This is a genomic window from uncultured Sphingorhabdus sp. (assembly GCF_937872355.1).
GTDB lineage: Bacteria > Pseudomonadota > Alphaproteobacteria > Sphingomonadales > Sphingomonadaceae > Sphingorhabdus_B.
This window is the reverse complement of record NZ_CALMSV010000264.1, coordinates 1-20,834: the sequence shown is the minus strand read 5'-3', so window position 1 is coordinate 20,834 and position 20,834 is coordinate 1. Positions and strand designations below refer to the sequence as shown.

The 20,834-nt window shown below is 56.7% G+C and carries 21 protein-coding genes and 1 riboswitch; of the genes, 14 read left to right on the top strand and 7 right to left on the bottom strand.

Annotation, left to right across the window (positions count from 1 at the left end):
- The 5 genes from Q0239_RS17020 to glnA all read left to right on the top strand — a co-directional run.
- Positions 1–401 (top strand): RcnB family protein (locus Q0239_RS17020; RefSeq protein ID WP_298605079.1); only part of this gene is annotated, 401 nt, incomplete at its 5' end.
- Between the two features lie 75 nt (positions 402–476).
- Positions 477–560: riboswitch (ZMP/ZTP riboswitch) on the top strand.
- Positions 561–579: 19 nt separating this feature from the next.
- A complete protein-coding gene (locus Q0239_RS17015) occupies positions 580–1,263 on the top strand; it encodes a DJ-1/PfpI family protein (RefSeq protein ID WP_298605077.1) in 684 nt (227 codons plus the stop codon).
- A 65-nt stretch (positions 1,264–1,328) separates the two neighbouring features.
- The gene (locus Q0239_RS17010) at positions 1,329–3,518 is read left to right on the top strand and encodes a PQQ-dependent dehydrogenase, methanol/ethanol family (protein WP_298605075.1); all 2,190 of its coding nucleotides are present in this window, start codon (positions 1,329–1,331) and stop codon (positions 3,516–3,518) included.
- A gap of 188 nt (positions 3,519–3,706) precedes the next feature.
- Entirely contained in the window at positions 3,707–4,045 is a 339-nt protein-coding gene (locus tag Q0239_RS17005; RefSeq protein WP_115550127.1) for a P-II family nitrogen regulator, read from the top strand.
- Positions 4,046–4,115: 70 nt separating this feature from the next.
- Positions 4,116–5,525, top strand: coding sequence for a type I glutamate--ammonia ligase (gene glnA / locus Q0239_RS17000; protein ID WP_298605072.1), 1,410 nt, complete (start codon positions 4,116–4,118; stop codon positions 5,523–5,525).
- Between the two features lie 66 nt (positions 5,526–5,591).
- On the opposite strand, the gene Q0239_RS16995 is transcribed toward glnA, so the two are convergent.
- From Q0239_RS16995 to Q0239_RS16980, 4 genes are all read right to left on the bottom strand, one after another.
- Positions 5,592–6,335: a hypothetical protein gene (locus Q0239_RS16995; protein ID WP_298605070.1), complete on the bottom strand. Its 744-nt coding sequence runs from the start codon at positions 6,333–6,335 to the stop codon at positions 5,592–5,594.
- Positions 6,238–6,447 carry a helix-turn-helix transcriptional regulator gene (locus Q0239_RS16990; protein ID WP_298605068.1) on the bottom strand — a complete coding sequence of 70 codons (210 nt, stop codon included), beginning with the start codon at positions 6,445–6,447 and terminating at the stop codon, positions 6,238–6,240. The genes Q0239_RS16995 and Q0239_RS16990 overlap by 98 nt, the downstream gene beginning before the upstream one ends.
- 141 nt (positions 6,448–6,588) lie before the next feature.
- Positions 6,589–8,463 carry an ATP-binding protein gene (locus tag Q0239_RS16985; protein WP_298605066.1) on the bottom strand — a complete coding sequence of 625 codons (1,875 nt, stop codon included), beginning with the start codon at positions 8,461–8,463 and terminating at the stop codon, positions 6,589–6,591.
- Positions 8,450–9,097: a response regulator transcription factor gene (locus tag Q0239_RS16980; RefSeq protein WP_298605064.1), complete on the bottom strand. Its 648-nt coding sequence runs from the start codon at positions 9,095–9,097 to the stop codon at positions 8,450–8,452. The genes Q0239_RS16985 and Q0239_RS16980 overlap by 14 nt, the downstream gene beginning before the upstream one ends.
- Positions 9,098–9,358: 261 nt before the next feature.
- Between Q0239_RS16980 and Q0239_RS16975 the strand changes: the two genes are divergently transcribed.
- From Q0239_RS16975 to Q0239_RS16965, 3 genes are all read left to right on the top strand, one after another.
- Positions 9,359–9,916 carry a hypothetical protein gene (locus tag Q0239_RS16975; RefSeq protein WP_298605062.1) on the top strand — a complete coding sequence of 186 codons (558 nt, stop codon included), beginning with the start codon at positions 9,359–9,361 and terminating at the stop codon, positions 9,914–9,916.
- A gap of 152 nt (positions 9,917–10,068) precedes the next feature.
- Positions 10,069–11,493 carry an aldehyde dehydrogenase family protein gene (locus tag Q0239_RS16970; RefSeq protein WP_298605060.1) on the top strand — a complete coding sequence of 475 codons (1,425 nt, stop codon included), beginning with the start codon at positions 10,069–10,071 and terminating at the stop codon, positions 11,491–11,493.
- Positions 11,494–11,534: 41 nt separating this feature from the next.
- Positions 11,535–12,839, top strand: coding sequence for a M20/M25/M40 family metallo-hydrolase (locus Q0239_RS16965; protein ID WP_298605081.1), 1,305 nt, complete (start codon positions 11,535–11,537; stop codon positions 12,837–12,839).
- Here Q0239_RS16965 and Q0239_RS16960 read toward each other — a convergent pair.
- The 3 genes from Q0239_RS16960 to Q0239_RS16950 all read right to left on the bottom strand — a co-directional run bounded on the left by Q0239_RS16960 (position 12,836) and on the right by Q0239_RS16950 (position 14,755).
- Positions 12,836–13,918 (bottom strand): fatty acid desaturase, encoded by a 1,083-nt coding sequence (locus tag Q0239_RS16960; protein WP_298605058.1) that lies wholly within the window; start codon positions 13,916–13,918, stop codon positions 12,836–12,838. The two genes, Q0239_RS16965 and Q0239_RS16960, sit on opposite strands and share 4 nt — an antisense overlap.
- 61 nt (positions 13,919–13,979) lie before the next feature.
- The gene (locus tag Q0239_RS16955) at positions 13,980–14,429 is read right to left on the bottom strand and encodes a DUF1465 family protein (protein WP_298605056.1); all 450 of its coding nucleotides are present in this window, start codon (positions 14,427–14,429) and stop codon (positions 13,980–13,982) included.
- A gap of 128 nt (positions 14,430–14,557) precedes the next feature.
- Positions 14,558–14,755, bottom strand: a complete 198-nt coding sequence (locus Q0239_RS16950) for a DUF465 domain-containing protein (protein ID WP_298605054.1) — start codon at positions 14,753–14,755, stop codon at positions 14,558–14,560.
- 198 nt (positions 14,756–14,953) lie between these two features.
- Between Q0239_RS16950 and Q0239_RS16945 the strand changes: the two genes are divergently transcribed.
- From Q0239_RS16945 to Q0239_RS16920, 6 genes are all read left to right on the top strand, one after another.
- Positions 14,954–15,121 carry a YdcH family protein gene (locus tag Q0239_RS16945; protein WP_298605052.1) on the top strand — a complete coding sequence of 56 codons (168 nt, stop codon included), beginning with the start codon at positions 14,954–14,956 and terminating at the stop codon, positions 15,119–15,121.
- An 80-nt stretch (positions 15,122–15,201) separates the two neighbouring features.
- The gene (ptsP, locus tag Q0239_RS16940; RefSeq protein WP_298605050.1) at positions 15,202–17,466 is read left to right on the top strand and encodes a phosphoenolpyruvate--protein phosphotransferase; all 2,265 of its coding nucleotides are present in this window, start codon (positions 15,202–15,204) and stop codon (positions 17,464–17,466) included.
- 108 nt (positions 17,467–17,574) lie between these two features.
- Entirely contained in the window at positions 17,575–18,450 is an 876-nt protein-coding gene (locus Q0239_RS16935; RefSeq protein ID WP_298605048.1) for a helix-turn-helix domain-containing protein, read from the top strand.
- Between the two features lie 148 nt (positions 18,451–18,598).
- Positions 18,599–19,531 carry a tetratricopeptide repeat protein gene (locus Q0239_RS16930; RefSeq protein WP_298605046.1) on the top strand — a complete coding sequence of 311 codons (933 nt, stop codon included), beginning with the start codon at positions 18,599–18,601 and terminating at the stop codon, positions 19,529–19,531.
- A gap of 71 nt (positions 19,532–19,602) precedes the next feature.
- Positions 19,603–20,541: a tRNA lysidine(34) synthetase TilS gene (tilS, locus tag Q0239_RS16925; RefSeq protein ID WP_298605044.1), complete on the top strand. Its 939-nt coding sequence runs from the start codon at positions 19,603–19,605 to the stop codon at positions 20,539–20,541.
- Between the two features lie 102 nt (positions 20,542–20,643).
- On the top strand, positions 20,644–20,834 hold a 191-nt coding region (locus Q0239_RS16920; protein ID WP_298605042.1), incomplete at its 3' end, for an ATP-dependent metallopeptidase FtsH/Yme1/Tma family protein.

Below are 20,834 nucleotides of genomic sequence, written 5' to 3'. Positions count from 1 at the left end.
CCCGCGAGCTTGCCCGCGACCGGCAGGATATCCGCAGGGAACAGCAAGACCTGCGCGAAGCCCGTCGCTATGGTGACCGGGATGATCGCCGCGATGCCCGTAAGGATGTGCGCGAGGCCAAGCGCGAATATCGCGAGGACTGGCAGGATTACCGCCGCGACCACCGCCAGGCCTTCAAGGGCAATAGATTCAACGCGCCGTTCAAGTATCGCAGCTTCAACAATGGCGCACGCCTGACCGCGGGCTATTATGCGCCGCGATATTATGTGAACAATTACAAGGCATTTCGCTTGCCGACACCAGGATATAACCAACGTTATGTCCGCCACTATAATGACGTGCTGCTTGTCAACGTTCGCAGCGGCAACATCATCCGCGTATTCCGCAACTTCTACTGGTAAGCGAGGGTTTCAAAATTTTCGGGCCGTCGGTGCAATCCGGCGGCCCGTTGCATATCCGGGATGCGGAGATAGAATACTCAGGTTCGTGACTGGCGATTCGAGAAGGGGAACCTTCGGGGAGCGAACCACCATTTCAAGCCGATCGCCTGGGCACCCATCTGAACGAAGGAGATTGCCCATGACTACCAACATCGTTTTCGTCCTCTTCGACAACGTCACCCAGCTCGACTTTTCGGGGCCGGTGCAGTTCCTGTCTCGGCTACCCGGAGCGAAAACCCATGTTGTTTCCAAGGACGGTAAGGCTGTAACGACCGATTGTGGCTTTTCGATCCTTCCGACAACCAGCGTCGCAGATTGCCCTCAAGCTGACATTATCTGCGTCCCTGGCGGACATGGCGTGCGCGAGGCAATTGCCGATACTGCCATTGTTGAATTCGTGCGCGAACAGGCCAAAACGGCGACATGGGTAACCAGTGTGTGTACCGGTACCTTCGTCCTTGGAGCCGCGGGCCTGCTGCAAGGAAAACGCGCAACGACCCATTGGGCGTACACGCAATTACTTCCCCTGTTCGGCGCGACACATGAACAAGCCCGCGTCGTTCGCGATGGCAATTTGGTCACCGCTGGCGGCGTTACTTCAGGGATCGATTTCGCGCTGAAACTGATGGCGCTGTCCCAGGGCGAGGATGTTGCCCGAACCATCCAGCTTGCCCTTGAATATGACCCTGCCCCACCATTTAACGGCGGCCACCCCAGCCGGACAGCCCAACCTCTGGTCGATAACCTCAAGTCGCGCGTCTATGACAAAGCGGCTGCTGATATGGATGCTGCAATCTGCGCGGTTCTTTCGGCCACAACTTAAAGCTGGACCGACTCTACATCGCACGCTAGCGATTTAATCGAGGGATTAAATCGGGAGAGAGAGCGATGCGTTTTCGGCGTAGTGCGGTATTGGCTTTGGCTGGTGTGGCCGCTTTGGCGGTTTCCGGCTGCAAATTGGCGGATAATAATCCGGGGGCGCAAGATCCCGAGTTTGCCAAGATTGACGGCGAATTTCTGAAGACGGGCGGCAATGGCGATGACTGGGCCTTCCCTGCCCAAAGCTATGGCGAGCAGCGCCACAGCCCGCTGACGCAGATCAACGACAAGAATGTGTCCGAACTCGGTATAGCCTGGTTTGCGGACATGCCCGATGCGCGCGGCCATGAATCGACCCCGGTTGAAGTTGACGGCACGCTGTATGTAACCGGCCCTTGGTCGAAAGTATTCGCCTATGAAGCAAAGACCGGCAAGCCGCTCTGGCAGTTCGATCCTGGCGTTGACAAGGCGCGCGGGGTGAAGGCCTGCTGCGACGTCGTCAATCGCGGCGTCGCCTTCTGGAAAGGCAAGCTGTTTGTCGGTACAATCGACGGTCGCTTGATTGCCCTCGATGCGAAGACCGGCGGCGAAATCTGGTCGGTGCAGACGCTTGATCCAAAATCAAATGGCACGATCACCGGTTTCCCGCGCGTCGTGAAGGATAAGGTCATCATTGGCAATGGCGGCGCCGAATTCGGTGCACGCGGCTTTGTGACCGCTTATAATGTCGATACAGGCAAGCAGGCCTGGCGTTTCTACACCGTTCCCAATCCCAAGGGCGAGCCCGACAATGCGGCGAGCGACAAGGTGATGAAGGAACTGGCCTACGACACCTGGAGCAAGACGCCGAAGAAAGACGACTGGCGCGATTCAGGCGGTGGTGGCACCGTATGGGATGCGATTGTCTATGATGCCGAGTTGGATCAGCTCTATCTCGGCGTTGGCAATGGCAACCCCTGGAACCATGGAATCCGTTCGAACAGCGAAGGGGACAATCTCTTCCTGTCGTCGATAGTCGCGCTCGATCCGGATACCGGTGAATATAAATGGCATTATCAGGAACCCCCCGCCGAAAGCTGGGATTATACCGCAACCCAGCCGATCATCCTCGCCAATGAACAGCGCGACGGCAAGGATGTGAAGGTGCTGTACCATGCACCGAAAAATGGTTTCTTCTTCACACTTGACCGGACCAATGGCAAATTGTTGGCGGCCAGCCCTTATATCAGCGGCATCACCTGGGCGACGGGCTATGACCTCGCCTCGGGCCGCCCGATCGAAAACCCCGAAGCGCGCTACGAAAAAACCGGCAAGCTTTACATGGCCAATCCGTCTGCGCTTGGCGGGCACAACTGGCACCCGATGAGTTATAACCCAGCAACCGGACTGGTATACATCCCTGCGATGCAAATGGGCGGTGCATATATGCCCCCTGCTGCTCCAAACGAGCAGGGGCGCAGCTCGATGGGCTTCAACACCGGCGGGGCGATTGCCACGGCCGATGTGCCCGATGATTTCAACATGGTGAAGGCAATCCAGTCGGTCACCACGGGCCAGCTTGTCGCATTCAACCCGAAAACGGGTAAGGCGCAATGGACCGTCAACTATCCCACACCGTGGAATGGCGGCACGATGACCACTGCTGGCAATCTGGTCTTCCAGGGCAATGCCATGGGCAAATTCCAAGCCTTTGCGGCCGATACCGGCAAATTGCTCTACAGCCTGGACGTGCAGTCCGGGGTGCTGACCGGCGCTTCGACCTATCTGGTCGATGGCGAGCAATATGTGGCCTTCATGACCAGCAAGGGCGGTGCTTTCCCGCTGGTGTCGGGTTACGTCGCCGGTGCCAGCCAGGAGGTGCCCAATATCCCGCGCCTGATCGTGCTAAAAATCGGTGCCAAGGGCAAATTGCCGCCGCTGCCTGCCGCTGAAGAATGGGTATGGAACCCACCTGCCCTGTTCGGCAGCCCCGAAATCATCGCGGCAGGTCAATCGAGCTATCAGCGCTATTGCCTTGTCTGCCACGGACCGGGCGCTGTGGGCACCGGTGTACTGCCGGATCTGCGCAAGTCGGGAACCATCGCCGATGCCGCAACTTTCAAGTCTGTGGTGTATGACGGTATCCTTGCCAAAAACGGCATGGCCAGTTTCAAACCGGTGCTGAAGCCAGAGGAAGTTGAAGCCATCCGCGCCTATCTCACCAGCCGTGCGCATTTCGCCAAGGCCAATGACGCAAAGTTCAAGGTGAGCGCCAAGTGATGCCCATGAATCTGGCATTTGCCTAAAAAATAGGCAGCAATATTCAAGCAAGCCCCGTGCGTTAACGTGCGGGGCTTTGCTTTTGCGTGTCTGCCGCGCTGCGGCAAACTGGCACGATACTTGATAAGGTAATGGCATGACACTCGCGCGCGCGGGTTTTCGCGATGCGCCAAGACCAGAGGAAAGCCATGAAAAAGATCGAAGCGATCATCAAGCCGTTCAAGCTCGACGAAGTAAAAGAAGCGCTGCACGAAGTCGGCGTTTCGGGCATCACCGTGACCGAAGCCAAGGGCTTTGGCCGCCAGAAGGGCCATACCGAACTTTATCGTGGCGCCGAATATGTTGTCGACTTCCTGCCCAAGGTGAAGCTTGAGGTTGTGGTGGACGATGCGCTTGCCGATCGCGTTGTCGAAGCTATCGCCGCCGCCGCACAGACCGGCCGCATCGGCGACGGCAAGATTTTTGTCATTCCTGTCGAAACCGCGCTGCGCATCCGCACCGGTGAGCGCGACAGCGATGCCGTCTAAGTCCAAAAAATCCGCCCAAAAATCCAAATCGGGCAAATCCAAACAATCCAAGTCAAAGAAGGAAAGCATCATGGCCAGTGCCAAGGACATACTGAAACAGATTAAGGAAAATGATGTCGAGTGGGTCGACCTGCGTTTCACCGACCCGAAGGGCAAGTGGCAGCACCTCACGATGTGCGCTGGCGTGCTCGGCGAAGACGAACTGGAAGACGGCTTGATGTTTGACGGATCGTCGATCGAAGGCTGGAAGGCGATCAACGAATCCGACATGATCCTGCGCCCGGACCTGGACTCGGTCTATATGGATCCGTTCAGCGCAACGCCTATGATGATCATCAACTGCGACATCGTAGAACCCTCGACCGGCGAACTTTACGCCCGCGACCCGCGCTCGACCGCCAAACGTGCTGAAGCCTATGTCAAAGCAACCGGCATCGCCGACACCGTCTATGTCGGCCCCGAAGCCGAATTCTTCATGTTCGACGATGTGACCTTCTATGACGGTTATGACGGTTCGGGCTTCCGCATCGACGACATTGAACTGCCGACCAACACCGGCCGTTCGTATGAAACCGGCAACCTTGCCCACCGTCCGCGCGCCAAGGGCGGCTACTTCCCCGTTGCGCCGGTCGACAGCGCCGTTGATATTCGCGGCGAAATGGTTTCGACCATGCTCGAAATGGGACTGCCGTGCGACAAGCACCACCATGAAGTGGCGGCTGCACAGCACGAACTCGGCCTGACCTTCGGCACGCTGGTGCAGACCGCGGACCGTATGCAGGTGTACAAATATGTCGTGCACCAGGTTGCGCACGCCTATGGCAAAACCGCAACCTTCATGCCGAAGCCGATCAAGTCGGACAATGGCTCGGGCATGCACACCCATATTTCGCTGTGGGCCAAGGGCAAGCCGCTGTTCGCGGGCAATGGTTATGCCGGTCTGTCGGAAATGTGCCTGTACTTCATCGGCGGCGTCATCAAGCACGCCAAGGCGCTGAACGCGTTCACCAACCCGACCACCAACAGCTACAAGCGTCTGGTCCCTGGTTTTGAAGCACCCGTGTTGCTCGCTTATTCGAGCCGCAACCGTTCGGCTTCGTGCCGCATTCCGTACGGCACCGGTGACAAGGCGAAGCGCGTTGAATTCCGCTTCCCCGATGCGCTTGCCAACCCCTATCTCTGCTATTCGGCGCTGTTGATGGCTGGCCTCGACGGTATCCGTAACAAGATCCACCCCGGCGACGCGATGGACAAGAACCTGTATGACCTGCCCCCGGCAGAACTCGCGCAAGTCCCGACTGTTTGCGGCAGCTTGCGCGAAGCGCTCGACAGCCTGTCTGCCGATCATGACTTCCTGCTCGAAGGCGATGTCTTCACCAAGGATCAGATCGAAGCCTATATCGACCTCAAATGGGACGAAGTCAGCCGCTGGGAAACCACGCCTTCGCCAGTCGAGTTCGACATGTATTACAGCGGCTAAGCTGGGGAGCAGCCGCAATCGAAAGGGCGTCCGGAGCAATCCGGGCGCCCTTCTTTATGCCGAATCTTATCGCGGCATCATCAGCCCGGCCCGCGCTGCCGAAATAAAGACCGCCAGCAACATGCCGCCTGCAATGATTGCAATGAGTGCAAAGGGCGTAGGCGCTGCAATCCAACCGACCGCTGCGGCGGATGCCCAGACCATGATGGTTACCCCGCTAATGCAGTAAGCAAGATTCCCGGAATCACGACTTAATTGCAGCATCATTTCATCGTAAAATTTCAAATCGCGGACCGTAATCAGCACGGAAATCACCAAAGATGCTATTAGTGCGCCAAAGCCAAGCGCTGGTGAAACCATACGACCTGGGCCTGCCAATGACAGAGCCAGCAACGCACAGCCGATTGAAATCATCGCTATGGTCGATCCGGCCAGTACGCGACGCTGTTCGTTGATTTCCTCAGCATCTTCGACGTTCAGGACCTTTGAACCCAAATTTGGTGCAACTATGCCAAATCCGACGATCACGCCTAACAGCAAATATATAAGCGCAACTGCACTCAGGCCGATCTGATCAGCGGCCATCGATCTTAAATCAAGCAAGCTCATCGCCGAATAGCTCGCAACAGCGCCAAACAGGCCACCAGATACCAGCTGAACGATAAGTTTTCGGGTCTTTCCGTCGCGATTCTCGATAGAAATATTCGGCATTTCAAAATTCCTCGGTTTCCCAATGGTCAATGAATAGATCGGGTACTTGGCAAGAAAATAGCTTCGCCATGCGCAGTGCGAGCGGCAGGCTGGGATCATATTTGTCGGTTTCGACGGCATTGATGGTTTGCCGCGATACACCCAGACGCCGTGCGAGTTCGCCTTGGCTCCACCCCGCACTTTCACGATAGGCTTTTAAATGATTTTCCAACTAGCCTGCTCCAGATTGTCAAGAACTCTTTACAGACATCGTAGAAGGCATGTCAAGAGCTCTTTACACAAGTGCGAAGGAATTTCAGCACCCGGCCTTCGATGACGTGCAGAATTCTCGTTCCAGTTCCGGTGGGTCCATTTAGACGACGTGCGCTGCGCGAATAGGCAGCCATAATTTCAAACGGCTGCCTTCTCCCCTGCTACTTTCTACGTCGAGTTCGGCACTTAATTGCCGCGCCCGCGTGCGCATGTTGGAAAGTCCGCGCCCCTGTCGCGTCTCTGAACGTATGTCGAATCCGCAGCCATCATCCGCAAGAACCAGTTCAACGCCGGATCGCCCGTCCCTCTCCGAAGGACGGCAAGCGATGGTGATGCTGGTTGCACCCGCATGCGACAGGACATTGCCGACGCCTTCCTGAATGATGCGCAGCATGTGGAGTGCATTCGGCGCATCGAGCCAGTCGAGCGACGGGCATGGCACTACACGCCAGACGCACTTCACTCCGGCCTTTTCCATATCAGGCTCCATCCGGTGTCGCAGATTGGCGAGCAATGCCACAACATCACCCTCGACGGGTGCAAGCGAATCTACCGTCAGTTTCAGATCGGTTATCGCGCGTTGCAGGGTTTCTTCGGCAACCGGTGCTTCGCCTTGCTTCCTGACAACTGCGAGCGCCGTCACGAGGTTCGAGCCAATGCCATCATGCATTTCGCGCATTAGTCGTTCGCGTTCGATTCCAACTGCGTGTTCTACTTCGATTTTCTGCCGAGCGCGTTCGCTCGCAGCGAGCGCCTGGGTCGCAGTTTCCACTCTTTGCTCAAGGCTCGCGTTGAGTGTTTCAACCTCTACCAACGCCCGCAAATATTTCCGGCCGACCGACAGCAAAAAAACACTGAAGAGAAGTAGTCCGGTATAAGGCTGGACATGAAATCCAAGCCCCTGCCACCAGTTTACATTGGGTATCCGGCCGACGTCGTGCAAACCCAAAGCGGTAGTGAACACTACGATGGCAATCAGGGCTGCGCTTTCAAGCGAACGGTGCCGTATCCAGTCAAAGATCATCAGTCCGCAAATGACGAGCGATACAACAAGCGTCGCAAGGCTGGTCGCCAGATCGGTCCGGTTAGTGGAAGTGATCGCAACACGAAATATGCAAAGCGCAACGCCAATTGCAAAGAGTATCGCGATGATCCGGCGGTAGTTAGGGAGCTTCAGGAAGGCGACACAAAAGCTCAAAGAGGCGGCAACTGCGAAATAGAGCGAGTAATAGCTGACCTGCTGAAACCAATATGGATCAAGAGGCGATTCCTCTGCAAAAAAGTGGAAGTCGCGCACGAACCACAGCAATCCTGTCATCACCAGCCAGAAAATCTCGGTCTCTGAACGGCGGGCCATCCACATGAGAAAGGCCGCGAAAGTCAGGAACAACATCGCATAATTGGCAGCCGCCGAACCCGTCACCCGCCAGAATTGCTGATAGTTGTAGAGCCTGCCCAGCACTTCCTGCGATCCGACCTTGACCGTTCCGACTCCCAGCGAGAATTGCCGGTCCGACCCAACGCGCAGCACCAGCTCGTTGCCCGCTTCGCGCAACAGTTTTTGCGGGACAGGAATGATATAGGGCCGGTTCCAGCCGAGCGTTTGTGAGGTTGCGCTTCGATAATTGCGGAACAACTCGACGCCGTTGAGGAAGACCGTCAGGCGTTCGCGGTTATTTTCGGTGTAGATGGCGAGCGGCTCGTCCGGCACTTGCGCCCTGTCAAAGCGGAACCGCCCCCATCCTGTCAGTTTACCATCCAGCTTTGCCCGCGCCTCATCGGATAACCACAGCGCCGGGGTCGGGCGCTTTTCCCATCCTGTTCCGGGAATTTCATTCTGATCGGCAAACGCAATTTCTCCACTCAGAAATTCGAGAACTGTATGCGAAGGCTTGTCTGGTGCGGCAACAGCCTGAGCCGCCGTCCAGCAAACATATGCCGCGATACACGCAAACAGCCATTTAACGAATATCAAGCATACCCCGGTTCGACGCCTCGAATACCGCCTCTGCACGCGAATTGACCTCAAGCTTGCGGTAGATATGTTTGACATGCGTGCCCACCGTATGCTGCGAAATTCCCATCAATTCCGCGCATTCGGAATAGGTAAATCCGCGCGACAGCAGGTGCAAGGTTTCCTTTTCCCGCTCGGATAGCTGCTCTTCGCTCGTTGAGGCCGGCGCCGCCTCTTGTGGAGAGAGCTCCTTTAACAACAAGCGTGCGATGATGGGACTGATGGGCGACCCGCCGTTGCGCACCTCGCGGATCGCGGCGACGCATTCGCCCAATTTCTGATCCTTCAACAGGTAACCGCGCGCACCAGCGCGAATGGCATCAAGCACCTTGTGATGATCGGCGAACATGGTGAGTACAAGGATATCAATGTCCGGATATTGCGCCGCGGCCTTGCGGATGAGCGTGGCTCCGTCGCCATCGGGCAACCCAAGATCGCACACCAGCACGTCGAAACCGCCATCGTCGATCAATTTGCAACCCGTCGCTACGGAACCGGCAGAAGCTACCAGTTCGACATCGTCAGCCTGCCGGATCACTTCGGCAATATCTGCGGCGATGCGCGGATCGTCTTCGATGATGGCGGTTCGGATCATGCAGGCGAATGTCCCACTAACCGGTCGACTAGACAATGGGCCTTTTAGCCGCCGCAAATTTCGTCCGCTTCCGTCACAATGGGTCGCATATCGCGGCAGAAGCGGACGGCCTCCGAATAGGTGGGCACCGCCCCGTTCGCCATCCCATGAATTGGGGATGCCGATACCCTGTTCTCGGGATAGCAGCCTGCACAGGAATGCCTAAATTCTGGCGCTGCAAACTCGCGCGACACGCGAAAATTAGTGGGAAAGGCAAAATCAATGACCAGAATTATCTCGCCGCTTGCAATGATTGCATTGTTTTCGACAGCGGCGGTCGCCGAGCCGACGCCGCAACTTCCCAAAGATGCCATTCAAAAGCCAGTTCCCGGTCCCCTGCGCCCTCTCGCTTGCAGCGTGGACCCAGCTATCGGCAGCATCACATTGACCAAAGGCAAAGCACCCGGTTCGGTTCAGGTTTCGGTCGAAGTTAGAAATCTTGGCAGCAGCGCTTGGCAATCGGGCGGTAACCAGCAAAGCGTGAGCGTCGGCGTCCGAAACGGCAACACTGGCAATGTCGTGACGCGCAGTCAGGCCCTTCCCGGACGCGCCGCCGCGAACAGCAGGATGGCGATGTTAACAACTCCGATGATCGCCAACGCCTTCGACACATTCGAATTTGGCGGATCTGTAGACGCCAGCATCAGTTATGATCCGGACATCGCTATCGATGGCAACAACTGCAACGATGATCGCAATGCCGCGAACAACCGCAAATCCGTCAGCTTTGAACAGGTTCAGGCCTTTCTGGCAGGAAAGTCTGCGACGCGAAGTTTCTAGCCCGTTCCCGCCTCGTTTCGTCGAAAGGCCCGGGGGAAACTCCGGGCTTTTTTAATCGCGCGATTGAACGCGCTGTTGACCTTGGCCAAAAAAGTCCCAAATCAAAACCGAAGCCTCGCTTTCGCGACTCGCTGGGACTTAAGGAGAGAGACATGGACAGCTATCTGAAGCATTATATCAACGGCAAATGGGTCGACAGCATCGGCGGCAAGCGCCACGAGGTTATCAGCCCGTCGACCGAAGAGGCCTGCACCGAAATCACTCTCGGCACGCAAGCCGATGTCGACGCAGCCGTCGCCGCCGCACGTGAGGCATTCAAGACCTTCAGCCAGACGAGCCGCGAAGAGCGTTTGGCGCTGATGAACCGCATCATAGAGGAATATAAGAAGCGCATCCCCGATTTCGCCAAGTCAATGGCCGCTGAAATGGGCGCGCCGGTCAGCTTCGCGACCATGGCGCAGGCGCCTGCAGGGCTTGGCGGTTTCCTGGGTACGCTGCCCGCGCTCGAAAATTTTGCGTTCAAGGAACAGCATGGCGCGAACACCGTCGTCTATGAACCCATTGGTGTTGTCGGCCTCATCACACCTTGGAACTGGCCGTTGAACCAGATTGCCTTGAAGGTCGCACCCTGCATTGCTGCTGGTAACACCATGGTGCTGAAGCCTTCGGAAGAATGCCCCGGCAACGCGGCTATTTTCGCCGAAGTCATGGACGCTGCAGGCGTTCCGCCGGGCGTGTTCAACCTCGTTCAGGGCGATGGCCCGACGGTTGGTGCGGCGATTTCGGCGCATCCGGATATCGACATGGTCAGCTTTACGGGTTCGACCCGTGCAGGCATCCTTGTTGCCAAGGCAGCGGCCGATACGGTGAAACGCGTCCATCAGGAACTGGGCGGCAAATCACCGAACGTGGTACTGCCCGACGCGAAGTTCGAAGAAGTCCTGCCGCCGACGGTGCAGGGCGTTCTGATCAACAGCGGCCAAAGCTGCATCGCACCGACCCGTATCCTTGTTCAGAAAGACCGCGCGCAAGAGGCCGCCAATTTCGTCAAGGCGATGTTCGAAGGCACCAAAGTTGGCGACCCGCTGCAGGAAGGCGCGCATATCGGACCCGTGGTCAACAAGGCGCAATATGAGAAAATCCAGGGCCTGATTCAGTCAGCCATCGACGAGGGTGCCACCCTCGAAACCGGCGGCACCGATCGCCCGGCCGATCTCAACCGCGGCTATTACATCAAGCCGACGGTATTCTCTGGCGTAACGCCGGATATGCGCATCGCCAAGGAAGAGGTGTTCGGCCCGGTTGCAACGATCATGGCCTATGACGATCTCGACCAAGCGATCGAAATCGCCAATAACACCGAATATGGCCTGTCAGCGGTTGTTTCGGGCGATCCGTCCAAAGCTGCTGCGGTTGCACCAAAGCTGCGCGCTGGCATGGTTGCTATCAACAATTGGGGTCCGGCACCCGGCGCTCCCTTCGGTGGCTACAAACAGTCGGGCAATGGCCGCGAAGCCGGCCTGTTTGGCCTCAAAGACTTCATGGAAGTGAAAGCGATTAGCGGCCTGCCCGGATGAGCTTTCGCGTGACGAAAAATGTGCGCCAGTCCCTCACCCTCATGGGTGCGGGGCTGGCGCTCGCCTTTTCTACTCCTGCACTTGCGCAATTGAGCAAGGCCGAGGCGAAGATGGTCGCGACAGTCGATGCGGAGTATGAACGCTCGGTCGCATTACTACAAAAGCTGGTAGACCAGAATTCGGGCTCAATGAACTTTGAGGGCGTGCGCAAGGTCGGCGACATGATGCGCGCCGAACTGGAGCCGCTGGGTTTCAGGCTGGAATGGCTAGATATGACGGCGGCTGGCCGCGCAGGGCATCTGGTTGCGACCAAGCAAGGTAAAAAGGGCACCAAACGCCTGTTGCTTGTAGCGCATCTGGATACCGTTTTCGAACCTGACAGCCCGTTCCAGAAATTTGTTCGCAAGAAAGCCGAAACCAGTGACGAGGCCGAAGGTCCGGGTGCTGGAGACGACAAGGGCGGGATGACGGTGATCATCGCAGCCTTGCGCGCGATGAAGGCGGCTGGAACACTCAAAGACGCCAATATCGAAATCCACATGACCGGCGACGAAGAGGATGCCGGCGATCCGATCGAGATCACCCGAGCGCCTTTGATTGCAGCCGGCAAGCGCGCCGATGTCGCGCTCGATTTCGAAGGGCTGGTGCGCGATGATGGCCGCGACATGGGCTCCGTTGCACGGCGTTCCTCGAACAGTTGGAAACTGGAAGTCAGCGGCAAAACCGGTCACAGCTCGTTGATCTTCAGCGAAACCTACGGCGACGGGGCCGCGTTCGAACTCGCGCGTATCATCCACCGCTTCCGCACAGAGCTGCCAGAACCCAATTTGACCTTCAACGTCGGCCTGATTGCCGCGGGGCAAGAGGCTGTGCTTGATGCAGGCGGCATCCGCGCGACCGCAGCGGGTAAGACCAATATCATCCCGGGTATCGCGCTGGCCCGAGGCGATTTCCGTACATTATCTGAAGAACAGACAGCACGTGTTAAGGCCAAGATGCTGGCGATTGTTGCTGAATCAGCGCCGTTGACCAGCGCCAAAATCAGCTTCGATTCGGGTGCCTATCCCGCCATGGCACCAACCGCTGGCAACAAGGCGCTACTCGACAAACTAAATGGCGTAAATCGAGACATGGGGTTGGCTGAAATGCCGGCGCTCGACCCGCTCAAGCGCGGCGCAGGTGATATCAGTTTCGTTGCAGGCGATGTCGACGGGCTGGCCGGGCTAGGCACCTACAGCCGCGGTGATCATGCGCCTGGTGAAACAGTTGATCTCGACAGCATCCGACGCCAGGCCAAGCGCGCTGCCATCCTGATGTCACGGATCGCCAAGGAAAAGGCGAACTAGGCCGCCTTTCCACCCCTGACCGACGATGCCACCAGCCGTGCTAGGAGGCTGCGTAAATTAGGGTAGTTAGCCTTGTCATAGTTGCTGCCATTGCCAAATTTGGCAGCGAGCCTGCGGTGCACCTCAGGCAGTGCATGATAAGGTACGCTGGGCACCAGATGGTGCAGCGCGTGATAGCGCAATCCAACAGGTGCCCAGAACTCGCCCATAATCCCCGGCGGCGGTACATTGACGCTGTCGAGATATTGCTCGGTAACGCTCAACACCTCGCCATCATTTTCCCACAAATGCGCTACCAGAGTGCGGACTTGGTTCAGCACCAAAGCTGCAGCAACAATTGTAAGATAGATAAGGAAAGCCTTTAGCGGAATCCAACCAACCGCAACCGCAGTCAGTATTCCTATCGACCACAGGCTTGCTCCGGTTTCCATGATAATCCAGTCGCGGCGAAACTCCCCTTCGGGCAATGCGCGGCGATAGGAGGGGTTGATCGACAAGGTCGAAAAACGCGCAACGGTTTCACGGCGAATCCAGGGGCTTATCAACGACAGCGGCGAAAGAACTGCAAATCGGAACAGAAACCCTATCGAACCCAAGGCAGCAACCGCCATGAAAAAAACCAGCATATGCGGCTTCATTAGTGCAAGCGGAAGATATTCCGGATCCCGGTCGGTTCCATAACGCATCTTTGAATGGTGCTGGTTGTGCGTGTCTTCATAGGTGAAGGACGGAATCAACATCGGGATGCCGACCAGAAAATTCCACACCCAGCGAAAACCGGGAACATGCTCGCGCTTCATATGCGTGATTTCATGGATGAATAGCGCAGCGCGGTAGAGGAAGGTAATCGCGACTGCAGCACCCGCAAATTGGATTAGCAATGACGATCCAGCAATTGCGAAATACAGACCAAAATAACCAACCAGCGCCGAACCAAGAAAGTCGGGCCAATAGATTCCGGGCTTGGCAACGCTGAATTCACGGGTCAGCGCAGCAGCCTCTCGGATAAGGTCATTATCCTCGAACGCCTTCGGCTTGTTTGCAGTCACAGTTTCCATACGCGCCATATAGGGCGTCACAAGCGCAAGGTCACGCCCTGTGAATTGCAAAACTTTCCGATTTGAGTAATCGCCGCGAAACTTAGAATGACCGGCGCAATTGCTCAATCATGCGGTGCGGTTCGGGCTGGTTTTCCACATCTGTGTAGATGTGGCTGCTCATACGTTGCACTCGATAATAGAGATCTTCGCTTGCCATGATGAGCGTCCGCGCCTCATCGGGCATGCGCTGTACCATCCAGTCATCGGTTGCCGGAGCATATCCCAGCTCATCCAATTCGCGCATCACATCCGATGGATGGATTTCACCAGCACGAATCGCTTTCTGGTTAAGCAACCAAGCGATGACATGCATCAACCGGGTCGTGACTTTCAGCGACTCGCACGAGAAAGCAACCGCGACGTCGGCGGGCGAAATCTGGCGCGCCCGATCGCTATCGAAATAAGATCGCGCTTCATCTGCCAGCACCATGGCTTCGGTATAAAGGCCGTCGATCAGCTTGGGCGTTATTTGATACTGCGGAGCATGCATTCGACCTCCATGCCAAAGCGACTCCGGCACTGTCAGCATCATTTACCACTTTTCCACCGCTTACGGCAAAATGTTCCATGACGGCACGTTAACCATGCCTTGGATTAAGCGGTTAATATACTGATCTTTCAAGCTATAATATCGGGAATAAGTTGATCTTCCAACAGGCCGATACGATCCTTTAAGGCAAGCTTCTTCCGCTTCAATCGCGCGACCTGCAGTTGGTCGGCAAGCGGGCTGGACTGAAGGGCGGATATCGCATCATCCAGATCGCGATGTTCGATCTTCAACAATTCTATCTGCTGCCGGATACCGTCGTCGTTCATGGCGCCCCAATGGATGTGTAGCGTGTTTTCAAGCCTGATAGCCCTGCCGGGTCCATGTCGCCAGAACGAAAATGGTCTGCGACAAAGAGGCTGCTTTTTCGCAAGACAGCCTGTGGAAAACATGTTTTACTTTCTGCCTTGGCTCTGGTGAGTCGAAATGGATCGACTCTCCTCGCGGCAAGCAAGAAGGAGATAGTGGTGAGCGAAAATCATCTGTCGGCCCTGCGCCTGAAACATGCAGAACTCGAAGCCCAACTCGAACTCGAAGAAACCCGGCCTCACCCAGACGATGATTTGATCCACCGCCTTAAGAAGCAGAAGTTGCAGCTCAAAGATGCAATGACGCAGGAAATGGCTTCAGCCTGAGATATTAGGCATACGTAATTTTTTCGGTTGATGCCCGCAGGGGTATCGCAAGCGCCCATGCCATCTGCTAACCGGGTGGCATGGAAAGCGCAGCAATCGCCGCACGTAATATATTGACCGGTCTGCACGAAGTGATGGCTTCGGGCAATCACGCGCAGGCAAAGCTCAATCAGGTCGTCAATATCATCGGCGAAGCTTTGTCGAGCGAGGTGTGCTCGATATATCTGTTGCGCGACGGTGTGCTTGAGCTGTTTGCCACACGCGGTCTGAATCAAGACGCAGTCCACGTTACAAAACTTGCGTTCGGCGAAGGCCTTGTTGGCACCATTGCAGACAATGTCGAAACGTTGAACCTGGATGAAGCTGCCGCCCATCCGGCCTTCCGTTACATGCCCGAAACCGGCGAAGAGCGATTCCACAGTTTTGCGGGTGTGCCAATCGTACGCTCCGAACGCGCCGTGGGGGTGCTTGCGGTACAGCATGCTGATCCGCGAAAATACGCCGAGGTCGAGATTGAGGCTTTGCAGACCACAGCGATGGTTCTTTCGGAACTCATCGCCTATGCTGGCCTGATTGACGAAGCTGGAACGATTGGCAGTGGGCAAACAGGCACAGTCGTTCTCAATGGCCTGCCTCTCGTCTCTGGCGTCGCTGCTGGCGCAGCGATTTTTCACCAGCCCAATGTCCGCATCGAACATACAATGGCAGAAGACACAGAGGCCGAACGCGCACGTGTCTATTCAGCCTTTGACAAGATGCGCGAGCAGATCGACCGCATGGCCAATATGGCGGAATTCGGCGCCGGCGGCGAGCATGCCGAAATCCTCCATACCTACAAGATGTTCGCCTATGATGAAGGTTGGTCCAGGCGCATCAATGAAGCGATCGACAGCGGCCTCACGGCCGAGGCAGCCATTGAACGTGTGCAGCAACGCACGCGGATGCGGATGCGGCAGATCGATGATCCCTTGCTCGCCGATCGCATGCATGATCTGGAGGATCTGTCCAACCGGTTGCTGCGCATCGTTTCCGGCCAGATGGGCACGGCAGCACAATTGGGTCTGAAGCAGGATTCAATCCTCGTCGCCCGTAATCTCGGACCCGCAGAGCTGCTCGAATATGATAAAAGGCGCCTGCGCGGCCTCATTCTCGAAGAGGGTTCGCTGACAGCCCATGTAACCATCGTAGCGCGGGCGATGGGTGTGCCGGTTCTTGGCCGGGTGGCAGGCGTCCGCCAAACCATTCGCGATGGCGACATGCTTCTTCTCAATGTCGATGAGAAAAATGTCATCGTCCGGCCATCAGCCGCAGTGCAACAGGCATTCTCGAGCGAGTTGGCCGACCGGCAAAAGAAAAAGGCCCGCTATGCGGCGCTGCGCGATGAACCATCGGTCACCAAAGATGGCCAGAATCTTGCCTTGCTGATCAATGCCGGATTGCGCGACGATGCGCTGGCCATTGGCCTTTCAGGTGCAGAGGGCATCGGCCTGTTCCGCACCGAATTCCAGTTCCTGATATCGGCAACATTGCCACAACGCGAGCGCCAGCAGCGCTTCTACCGCGAAGTCCTCGATGCTGCCGGAGACAAGCCGGTTGTGTTTCGCACCATTGATGTTGGTGGCGATAAGGCACTCCCCTATTTGAAGCATATCTCTGAGGAGGAGGAGAACCCTGCTATGGGTTGGCGCGCCTTACGGCTTGCGCTCGACCAGGAAGGGTTGATGAAGGCGCAGGCGCGTGCACTTCTCGAGGCAGCAGCAGGTCGCAACCTCAACGTCATGTTTCCAATGGTGTCGGAGCCTTGGGAATTTGACGCGGCAAAACAGGTTTTTCAGGTGCAACTGGAATATCTGGCCTCGCGCAAAAAACAGCTTCCGTCGCGCATCCGCTATGGCGCAATGCTTGAAGTTCCTGCGCTTGCTGAAGTGCTCGATATCTTATTGCCCAAAATCGATTTCCTATCGATCGGCACCAACGATTTGACTCAGTTTCTTTTTGCAGCGGACCGGGCGGACCCACGTCTGGCCGAGCGTTACGATTGGTTAAGCCCAGCAATATTGCGCTTCATCCGGCGCGTCGTCGTTGCATGCGATGACCATAAAGTGGATTTGACGGTTTGCGGCGAAATGGGTGGGCGCACATTGGAAGCGATGGCATTAATAGGCATAGGTATCAAACGCCTGTCGATCACTCCGGCAGCTGTCGGCGCGATCAAGGCGATGGTCCGCTCGCTCGATGCCACAGGAATAGCTGCTGAAATGGCGACAATATTGTCATCTCCAGCGGGTAACATCAGGCAACGGCTTGAATCATGGGCGCAATCCCAAGGCGTTGAAATATCTTGAGTTGCGGCGGCAACAGGCCTTTTAAACATTGACTTTCGATATACCGCCGTCATTGTTTCGCAACCGCCCGGCAGAGGCGTTTTTATTCGGGTCATGGAGTGCGGTTTGGTGGACAATCGCGAACAGGAAGAAATTGAAGCTGCGAATGCTGACGAAGGGCAAACTGCTTTTCAGTCGGTCGGTGCCAAATTGCGTGCCAAGCGCGAAGCCGAAGGGCTCTCGCTCAATGAAATCGCCAATCGGACGCGTGTACCGATCCGCCATCTGGAGGCAATCGAAGCCTCGGAATATTCGGCATTGCCGGGTTCAACCTATACGGTTGGCTTCACCAAATCCTATGCCAAGGCATTGGGACTGGATGATGTAGCGATCGCCGCAGAAATGCGGGGGGAGCTGGAACAGGGTGGCTATCAGGGCATGGTTGCGCGCGCGCCTGCCTATGAGCCCACCGATCCTGCCCGCGTGCCGCCGCGCTGGTTGGCATGGAGTGCAGCAGGGCTGGCTGTCGCGCTGGTCGCTGCCTATTTCGTCTGGCGCAGTTTTGCATTGTCTCCAGATGCGACGCCTACGGAGCCAATCAAGACTGTCGCCGAAGCTTCGATCAAGGATCAGCCCAAGCCGGATGCAGCGACAGCCATCGATCCGGCTGGTGAAGTCGTGATTGCTGCACGCGAAGCTGTATGGGTGAAAATTTACGATGCCGACAATAAGCGACTATATGAGCAGGAAATGCAACCGGGTGATCGCTTTACAGTTCCTGCAAATGCCAATAACCCGATGATCGTCACCGGCAGACCGCAGGTTCTGGACGTTACCATTGGCGGCAAACCGGTTCCGGCGTTGGGAACCGGCGAACGCTCGATCGCAGATGTCGGCGTGAGTGCAGCGGCCTTGCTGGCACGCACGGCAAGCCCCTCACCCGCCCCCGCCAGCGGAGCGCAGGCCACCGGTTCGGCAGCGCCCCAAATGTCAGGCACGCGCTAAGCATTTCTGCAATCCACAGTTATTTTCGGCCTTTTGGCGCTTTTGCCCGCCAGAGGCTTTATTCGCGATTCCGGGTCAGTTATAGTTCATCTGGATAGGGGAATGCGCAAAAGTCGTAGAATCCAGTTTGTTAGCCGGGAGGGCTGAAATGAAGTTCCGATATTTCCTGACTGCCACCGCAATCGTTTCCGCAGTCCCGGCCACCCATGCGCAGGACGCGAATGTAGAAGGTCGCGTCGTGAAGCTGGAAAAGGAAATGAAGGCAGTCCAGCGCAAGGTCTTTCCGGATGGCGCAGGAAAATTTTTCGAACCTGAAATCCAGCCTGAAGGTACCAAGCCTGCAACCGCGGGAACGCCATCATCCAGCGCGGTTTCGGATCTGATCGGGCGCGTTGATGCGCTGGAAACACAATTGGCAACTCTGACTGGGCAGGTTGAAACGCAGAGTGCCGGAATGAAGGCAATGGATCAGCGGCTGAAGCTTCTCGAAACGCAGATCAAAGCGCAAAACACTGTTCAATCAACGAGCACAGTCAGCGCGGCGGAAACCGATACCACTGTCGCCGCTGTTCCGGCCAAAGCCACCAGCGCACCAAAACCAGCAGCTGCGCCTGCAAAAACGACAGCGCCGGCCAAACCTACTGCTGCACGAACTTCCGCTGTGGCGGCGATTGAGCGGCCCTCAACTGGCGATGCTTTCGAAGACGGCTATTCCTATGGCTATCGTCTGTGGGAAGCAAAATTCTATCCCGAAGCGCAAGTACAACTGCAGGATGTGATCACCAAATATCCGAAGCACAAAAGAGCCAGCTTCGCACGCAATCTGCTGGGCCGGTCTTGGCTGGACGATGGCAAGCCGGCGACTGCGGTGAAGATTTTTTACGACAATTACAAGAACGACCCGAAAGGCGAACGCGCACCGGAAAGCCTGTATTTCCTGGGTGACGCCTTGACCGATCTGGGCAAAGCGCCTGAGGCGTGCGAAGCGTTTGGCCAGTTGGCAAGCGCCTATCCAACCGAAGCCAGCGGACGTCTTGCTTCGCGATTGGCCGAAGGTCGCAAAAAGGCGAAGTGCAAATAAGCCGGTAGGCAATTTGCAGACGCCACCTTAAAGCCTTGCGGATGACGCGATCATCCAGAGACACCGGACCTATGTTTGCGGATGCGCTGTGCCGCCTTACCGGCAGAAATCCGGCAGTGTTGGATTTTCCGCAGATTGGCCTAGCGGTATCGGGAGGGCCGGACAGCCTTGCGCTGCTGCTTATGGCACATGCGGCCTTTCCAAAAGCGATCATGGCGGCGACGGTCGACCACGGACTGCGTCCCGAAGCGGCAGAGGAAGCCGCCTATGTCGCACAAATCTGCGCCGAACGCGGCATAGCGCATACCATATTGAAGCCCGATGCGCCGATTACCGGCAATATCCAATCCGCCGCCCGCGATGTCCGCTACCGGCTGCTGGGTGACTGGGCCGATGCGCATGGCCTGCGCTGGATCGCCACCGCGCACCATGCCGACGACCAGCTGGAAACCCTGCTGATGCGGATCGCGCGGGGCAGCGGTATCGCCGGGCTTTCGGCGATCCGCGAAAGCAACGGACGCATCATCCGTCCCTTGCTGGGTTTAACCAAGGCCGAACTGCTTGCGGTCTGCGACGCGCACCATGTCGTTCCCTGCGAAGATCCAAGCAATGCCAATCAGGAATTTGACCGGGTGCAAATCCGCCAATGGCTGAAATCTGCCCCTGATTTGCTGGACGCACCGCGCATCGCCCGCACCGTCTCCGCGCTACGTGAAGCGCATGATGCCCTCGAATGGATGGCCGCGAAGCTCGAGCCCGAGCGCGTCGCAGTCTCAGAAAGCCGCGCAACAACGCTCGATCCATCCGGCCTGCCGCCGGAAATCGTCCGCCGCCTTTTAATTCGCGCATTGCAGAGCCAAGATGCCAGCATCGCTCCTCGCGGCGACACAATTGATCGGGCGCTTGAAACGCTTCGTTCGGGCGGAAAGCTGACCATTGGAGAGCTGCTGTGTACCGGCGGAACCTTGTGGCGCATCGAGCCAGCTCCGCCCAGAAAGCAAAATCATTAGAGAAATCGGAATTTTCGCACGTTCTGGCCCAAGGGTTATATTGCCATTCACCTTTTGTGACCTACATTAGGCTGGTATTTCTCCCATTATTGGAAATCCGAAATGAACGACGATCAGGAACCCAAAGGCAACCCCTTCGCCCGCAATCTGATGATTTGGGCCGGGATTATGGTGGCTTTGCTGCTGGTCGTTTCGATTTTCAGCGGTGGTAGCAGTTCGGCCTCCACCGGTATCAGCTATTCCAATTTCCGCGACAAGATTGAGGCGGGTGAAGTCAAATCGGTCGCGATTTC